This window comes from Micromonospora sp. NPDC023956, assembly GCF_040639195.1.
In the GTDB taxonomy this organism is placed as follows: domain Bacteria; phylum Actinomycetota; class Actinomycetes; order Mycobacteriales; family Micromonosporaceae; genus Micromonospora.
Window position 1 is genome coordinate 47,509 of record NZ_JBEZZN010000024.1, and the last position, 7,091, is coordinate 54,599.

The 7,091-nt window shown below is 72.0% G+C and carries 3 protein-coding genes; all 3 read right to left on the reverse strand.

The window, feature by feature from the left end:
- Positions 1 to 57: 57 nt before the first annotated feature.
- Complete coding sequence (locus AB0F58_RS28680; protein ID WP_357149548.1) at positions 58 to 3,966, reverse strand: amino acid adenylation domain-containing protein; 3,909 nt, start codon at positions 3,964 to 3,966, stop codon at positions 58 to 60.
- Entirely contained in the window at positions 3,963 to 4,784 is an 822-nt protein-coding gene (locus tag AB0F58_RS28685; protein WP_357149550.1) for a methyltransferase domain-containing protein, read from the reverse strand. Before AB0F58_RS28685 ends, AB0F58_RS28680 begins: the two co-directional genes overlap by 4 nt.
- A gap of 21 nt (positions 4,785 to 4,805) precedes the next feature.
- A partial coding sequence (locus tag AB0F58_RS28690; RefSeq protein ID WP_357149553.1) for an amino acid adenylation domain-containing protein occupies positions 4,806 to 7,091 on the reverse strand: 2,286 nt, incomplete at its 5' end.

Consider the following 7,091-nt stretch of genomic DNA (forward strand, 5'->3'; position numbering starts at 1 on the left):
CGGTAGGTCCAACCCCACATCCGCTTGCGGCTCCTGGTCAACCTCTTGACCGTTTGCTCAGTCAACGTCCTGCATCCTTTCCGCGATCATCGGGCCGATCCGGGACATGGCAGCCGCCTTGACGATGTCGAGGTGGCCGCAGTCCACGTCGTGGAACTCCGCCGTCCCGCCGAGGAACGGCTGCCAGAGCAGGTCGGAGTCCTTGTTGTGCCGGGTCGCGACGAATCCGAGGGTCGGACCGTCGAAGTGGCCCGGCGAGTGGTTGGCGAGCGCCCGCACGTTCGCCGCGGTCACCGCGACGAGCCGGTCCAGCGTCGGGTCGTCCAGCGAGGCCAGCGGGCTCTGCGCCGCCACCAGCTGCTCCCGCCGCGCCGGACCGACGTCGGTGGTCACCCCGTCCAGGGCGATGTAGCGGGCCTCCTCCTCGGTCGCCTCGTACGGACCGTCGCCGCCGGGCCGGGCGTCGAGCAGGACGAGCAGCGCCACCTCGGCGCCACCGGCCCGCAACGCCACCGCCACCTGGTGAGCCAGGGTGCCCCCGAACGACCAGCCGGCCAGCAGGTACGGGCCGGTGGGCTGGATCGTGGTGATCTGCTGGTGGAATCCGGCGGCCAGGTCGGCCAGGCTGCGGTCGTCCACCCGCCCGCCGGCCAGCCTCGGGTCCTGGAGCGCGTGGATCGGGTGGCCCGGCGGGACGTGCCGGGGCAGGGCCGAGTAGCCCCAGCCGAGCCCGTTCGCCGGCGGTAGCACGAACACCGGGGTCCGCTCGCCCGAACGACGGTAGGTCAGCACCGTTTCCAGCCCCGTCGGCTGCTCCTGGTCGAGGAGGCGGTCGAGTTGCGCGACGGTCGGGGCGGCGAACACCGTCCGGACGCCGACCTCGACGCCGAGCACCGCCCTGATCCGGTTCACCAGGCGGGGCGTGAGCAGCGAGTGCCCACCCAGGTCGAAGAAGCTGTCGTCCACCCCCGGGTCGGGCACCCCGAGCACCTCGGCGAAGAGGTCGGCGAGGACCTGCTGGCGGGGCGTGGCCGGGGGACGCCCACCCGTGCGCCGCTCCGGCTCCGGCAGCGCCGCCCGGTCCACCTTGCCGTTGGCGTTCAGCGGCAGCGCGTCCAGTACGACCAGCGACGGGGGCACCATGTAGTCGGGCAGCCGGGCGGCCAGGTGCGCCCGGAGACCGTCGAGGTCCGGTTCCGTTCCGGGCCGTCGGGCGAGGTAACCGACCAGGGAGCGATCGTCGTTGCCGCCGGTGTGCACGGTGACCACCGAGGAGGCCACGTCCGGGTGCGCGTCGAGGGCGGCGACGATCTCACCCAGCTCGATCCGGAACCCGCGGATCTTCACCTGGTCGTCGGTGCGGCCCAGGTACTCCAGGTGACCGTCGCGGGCCCACCGGACCAGGTCGCCGGTGTGGTACATCCGCGCGCCGGGCCCGCCGTACGGGTCGGCGACGAACCGGGTGGCGGTCAGCCCCGGCCGCCCCAGGTAGCCGCGGGTCACCCCGGCGCCACCGATGTACAGATCGCCGGCCGTGCCCTCGGGCACGGGCCGCAGGCGCTCGTCGAGGACGTACGCCCGGGTGTTGGCGACCGGATGCCCGATCGACGGGCCTCCGGGCCGGTCCTCGATCACCGCGTCCGTGCAGCTGACCGTCGTCTCGGTCGGACCGTATCCGTTGATCACCCGACGGCCGATCTCGCGCATCCGGTCGGCGAGCTGGCGGGACAGGGCCTCGCCCCCGGTGATCAGCAGGAGGCCGCGCATGGCGTCCGGCGCGGTCGCCAGGAGCACCTGCCACAGGCTCGGCGTGGTCTGCATGACGGTGACGCCCCGGTCGCGGACCACCTCCGCCAGCGCGGACGGATCCGGGACCACCTCCCGGCGGACCAGCACCACCGTGGCCCCCGCGACCAGCGGGGCGAACAGGTCGAGGACCGACATGTCGAACGCCGGCGTGGTGATCGCGGCGAGCCGGTCCTGCGCGGTCAGGCACAGGAACTCGGCGATGGCGACCTGGTAGTTGACCAGGTTCGCGTGGGACACGACGACCCCCTTGGGGCGTCCCGTCGACCCGGACGTGTAGATCACGTAGGCGGCGTTGTCGGGCGCCACGACCGGGCGGACGGCGTCGGCGGCCTGCGGCAGCAGCCCGGTCACCGCCGCCTCGTCCAGCACGATCCGGGGACACCCGTCGACGTCGGGCAGCGCGTCCGCCGACTCCCGGTCGGTCAGCAGCAGCACCGGCCGGGCGTCGTCGAGCATGAAGGAGATCCGCTCGGCCGGGTGTTCGGTGTCGATCGGCAGGTACGCCCCACCGGCCTTCCACACCGCCAGGATCGCCACGAGCAGCCGCTCCGACCGGTCCAGGGGAAGGGCGACGATCCGCTCCGGACCCACCCCGCACCGCCGGAGGATGCCGGCCAGCCGGTCGGCCTGCTCGTCGAGTTCCCGGTAGGTCAGCTCCCGGTCCCCGGCGATCACCGCGACCGCCTCCGGCCGGCGCGCGACCTGCTCGGCGATCATGCCCAGGATCGAACCGTCCGGCACCGGACGGGCGGTGGCGCCGGCGGTGTCGAGCAGCCGGTTCCGGGTGGCCTCGTCCAGCAGGTCGATCGCGCTGATCGGCTGTCGGGGCGCGGTGGCCACCGCCGCCAGCACGCGGACCAGTTGCGCGGCGACGGCCTGCGCGGAGTCCCGGCGGAACAGGTCCTCGGCGTACTCGACCAGGCCCTTGATCCCCGCCGGTTCCCCGGCCGCGTCCCGCTGTTCGGCGAGGACGAACGAGAGGTCGAACTTGGCCACGTCGTGGGTGGAGCGTTGCGGCGTGCCGGCCAACCCGAGCAGCGGCACGTCCTCGGTGCCGCCGCTGGCCAGGAGGAAGAAGACCTGGAACAGCGGGTGCCGGGACAGCGAGCGGGTCGGCTGGAGTTCCTCGATGAGGCGCTCGAACGGCAGGTCCTGGTGGTCGAAGGCGGCCAGGTCCAGCGTCCGGACCCGGTGCAGCAGCTCGACGAAGGTCGGATCACCGGAGGTGTCGGTACGCAGCACCAGCGAGTTGACGAAGAACCCGACCAGGTCGTCCAGTGCCTCGTCCGAGCGGCCCGACACCGCGGTGCCCAACGGGACGTCGGTCCCGGAGCCCAGGCGGGTGAGCAGGGTGGCGATGGCCGCCTGGACGACCATGTACACGGTCACCTGTTCGGCCTGGGCCAGGCTCCGCAGCCGCCCGTGGGTCTGTGCGTCGACGGTGAACTCGACCGTGCCCCCGCGGTGGGACGACTGGACCGGACGGGGGAAGTCGGTGGGCAGGGTCAGCTCCTCCGGCAGCCCACGCAGGGTGCGCCGCCAGAAGTCCAGCTGCCGGTTGACCTCGCTGGCCGGGTCGTCGTCGCTGCCGAGCAGGTCCCGCTGCCAGAGCGTGTAGTCGCCGTACTGCACCGGCAGCGGCTCCCAGTCCGGGGCCGTGCCGGCCAACCGGGCCGCGTACGCCTGCGACAGGTCCCGACCCAGCGGCCCCATCGACGCGCCGTCGGCCGCGATGTGGTGCAGGACCAGCACCAGCACGTGATCGTCCTCGGCGACGGTGAACAGCCGTACCGCCAGCGGGAGCTCGGTGGACAGGTCGAACGTGCGCGCGCAGGCCCCGACCACCCGCGCGTCCACCTCGTCGGCGGTCACCGTCTCGTGCCCGGTGTCCACCCCCGCCTCGGCCGGCGGCAGGATCCGCTGCGCCGGCTCACCGTCGACCTCGACGTAGACCGTCCGCAGCACCTCGTGCCGGGCGACCACGTCGGCCACCGCCGCCCAGAGCGTGTCCGGGTCGACCCGCTCCCGGAAGCGGTTGATCAGTGGAACGTTGTACGTCGCCGACGGTCCGTCCAGCTTGTACATGAACCACAGCCGGCGCTGGGCGTACGACAGTGGCAGTACCGTTCCGTCCCCCGTGGTCACGACTTCGCTCACCGCTTGCGCCAAACCGTCACGTGTGACTCGAACCAGTCGTACTCACGCGGGTTCTGCCGCAGCACACCGGGTTCGTCGACCTCGGCTACCAGCTCGAAGTCGTCCCGCAGCAGGGTCTTGAGCGCCTCTTCGCTCGGCGTGGCGGTCGCCGCCGAGCCCAGCCACTCGCTCGGAGCGCTGTACTCCGGATACCACGACCAGGGACAGGCGACCATCATCAGGCCACCGCTGCGCAGGATGGCCGCCGAGGTGGAGAACTGCTCCAGGCAGGCGGCCGGCTGCTGCACCCGGTCCAGGACGTTGGAGAGCACGACCGCGTCGAACGCCTCCTCCCGGGCCCGCAGCGCGTTCGCGTCGCCGACCTCGAAGGTCAGCCCGGCGCGTCGGCCGGCCTCGGCGACCCGGATCACGACCTCCCGGTAGAAGGGCCCCTGTTCGATGATGCTGAAGGTCCCGCCGCCGTGTTCGGTCAGCGACTGGGCGATCTCGATGGAGCGCTGGCTGACGTCCACGCCGACGACCTCGTCGCGCACCCAACCGCTGAGCGCGTGCGTCACGCCTCCGACGCTGCACCCGATGTCGAGGGCGCGGGCCACCGTCGTCCCGGTCCGCTCCGCGCACGAGCGCAGCAGGTCGGAGAGGCGCTGGCAGTAGCCGTGGGCCCCCGCCAGCGGATGCTGGTCCCGGTTGAACAGGTCCTGCACGCTGCCGTAGTGCATCAGCAGGTACTTGGAGAGGTCACGGGAGGCGTCGTAGGGGGCACTGGCGTCGTGCTCGAACAGTTCGTCGCCCTTGAGCAGGGCCGGAGGCAGCGTCACGGTGTTCCTTCCGCTTGTGGCTCAGCGGTTGCCCGTCGACCGCGCACGAAGCGTGGGACGGGCGGGCCGGGCCGAGGTCAGGTGGGGTTCGAGAGCGGCGACGGTGGGGTTCTCGAACAGTTGGCGGACGCCGACTTCGACGCCGAGGGTGGTGCGGATGCGGTTGACCAGGCGGGTGGCGAGCAGGGAGTGGCCGCCGAGGTCGAAGAAGTTGTCGCCGGTGCCGACGTCGGGCAGGCCGAGGACGTCGGCGAAGAGCCGGCAGAGTACGTCCTGGCGGGCGGTGCGGGGAGTGTCGTCGACGGTGGTCTGCCGCTCCGGTGCCGGCAGGGCGTTGCGGTCGAGTTTGCCGTTGGCGGTGATGGGCAGGGCGTTCATGGTGACGTAGGCGGTGGGGACCATGTAGTCGGGCAGGTGTGCCGCGAGGTCCTGGCGTAGTGCGGTCAGGTCCACGGGGGCGTTGTCGGTGGGGACGAGGTAGGCGACGAGGTGTTTGTCGCCGGGTTGGTCTTCGCGGGCGATGACGGCGGCGTGGCGGAGGTCGGGTCGTGCGGTGAGGGTGGACTCGATTTCGCCGAGTTCGATGCGGTAGCCGCGGATCTTGACTTGGTCGTCGGTGCGGCCGAGGAAGTGGAGGTGTCCGTTGGTGTCCCAGCGGGCGAGGTCGCCGGTGCGGTACATGCGGGTGCCGGGGGGTCCGTAGGGGTTGGCGACGAAGCGGGTGGTGGTGAGGTCGGGGCGGTTGAGGTAGCCGCGGGCGGTGCCGGTGCCGGCGAGGTACAGCTCGCCGGGAACGCCGGTGGGCGCTGGCTGGAGGTGCTGGTCGAGGACGTAGAGGTGGGTGTCGCGTAGGGGGTGTCCGAGGGGGACGGTGGCGCCGGCCTGTTCGCCCTGTCGCCAGGGGTACTGGGTGACGCAGAGGGTCATCTCGGTGGGGCCGTACGTGGTGCGGACGATGGTGGTGGGGCAGTGGGCGAGGGTGTCGTTGACGGCCTGCGGGGAGATCACGTCGCCGCCGGTGGTGACCTCGGTGAGGGTGGTGAAGGCGTCGACGAGTTCGTCGGCGACCACGCGGAACAGGCCGGCGGTCAAGCTGAGGCGGGTGATCTTGTGTCCGTGGATGAGGTTCTGGAGGGTGGTCGCGTCGAGGTTGCCGGGTGGGGCGACGACGACCTGGCCGCCGGCGAGGAGCGGTCCCCAGAGTTCCCAGGTGGAGGCGTCGAAGGCGTGCGGGGCGTGGAAGAGGACACGGTCGTCGGGGTGCATGGCCCAGCTGGGATCGCGGACGAGGTCGACGACGCCCTGGTGGGGAATCTGGATGCCCTTGGGCTCGCCGGTCGAGCCGGACGTGTACATGACGTAACAGAGCTGGTCGGGGTGTACGTCCGGCAGGTCGACGCCCTCGGCAGCCGGGTCGGGCTCGCAGGTCAGCACCTGCCGGCCCGTGGCCCGCTCCTGGGCGACCAGTTCGTGGTCGGCGAACGCCGCGTCCACCAGGAGGACCGGTGACGTGCTGTCCGCGGCCACCGCCCGCATCCGGCTCAGCGGGTAGGCGGTGTGGATGGGTAGGTAGGCGCCGCCGGCCTTGAGGACGGCGAGGATGGCGACGACGAGGTCCACCGACCGTTGCATGAGCATCGGTACGGGCGTCTCGGTGGTCACGCCGGCCGCGCGCAGCGTCCGGGCCAGCCGTTCGGCGCGGTCCCGCAGTTCCGCGTACGTCAGGGCGATCTGTCCGTCGGTCACCGCGACGTTGTCCGGGGTGCGGTCGGCCTGCTCGTCGAAGGCCCGCACGACGCTGCACGCCACGGTCGCGGTGGCGCTCGCGGCGGCCTCGGCCAGCAGATGCCGCCGCTCCGCGGCGGTGAGGATGTCGAGCCGGCTGATCGGGGTGGCGGGTTGCCGGGCGACCTGGCGCAGGATCGCGAGCAGGCGCGCGCCGATCAGCTCGACGGTCTCCTGGACGAAGAGGTCGGTCGCGTAGGTGATGGTGATGTCGAGATCGGCGTCGACCGGTTCGTCCGCCACCGTGATGTCGAGGTCGAACTTCGCGATGGCCAGCCGGGTCGGTTCCGGCGTGCAGCCCAGCCCCGGCAGGGGGGTGGTGGTCGGGGTGCGGTCCGCGCGGGACAGGGCGATCTGGAACAGCGGGTGTCGGCCGGACTTCCGGGCTGGCCGCAGGTGCTCCACGAGGCGCTGGAAGGGGAGGTCCTGGTGGTCGTAGGCGGTGAGGTCGGTGTCGCGGACGCGGTGGAGGAGGTGGGTGAAGGTGGGGTTTCCGGTGGTGTCGGTGCGTAGGACGAGGGT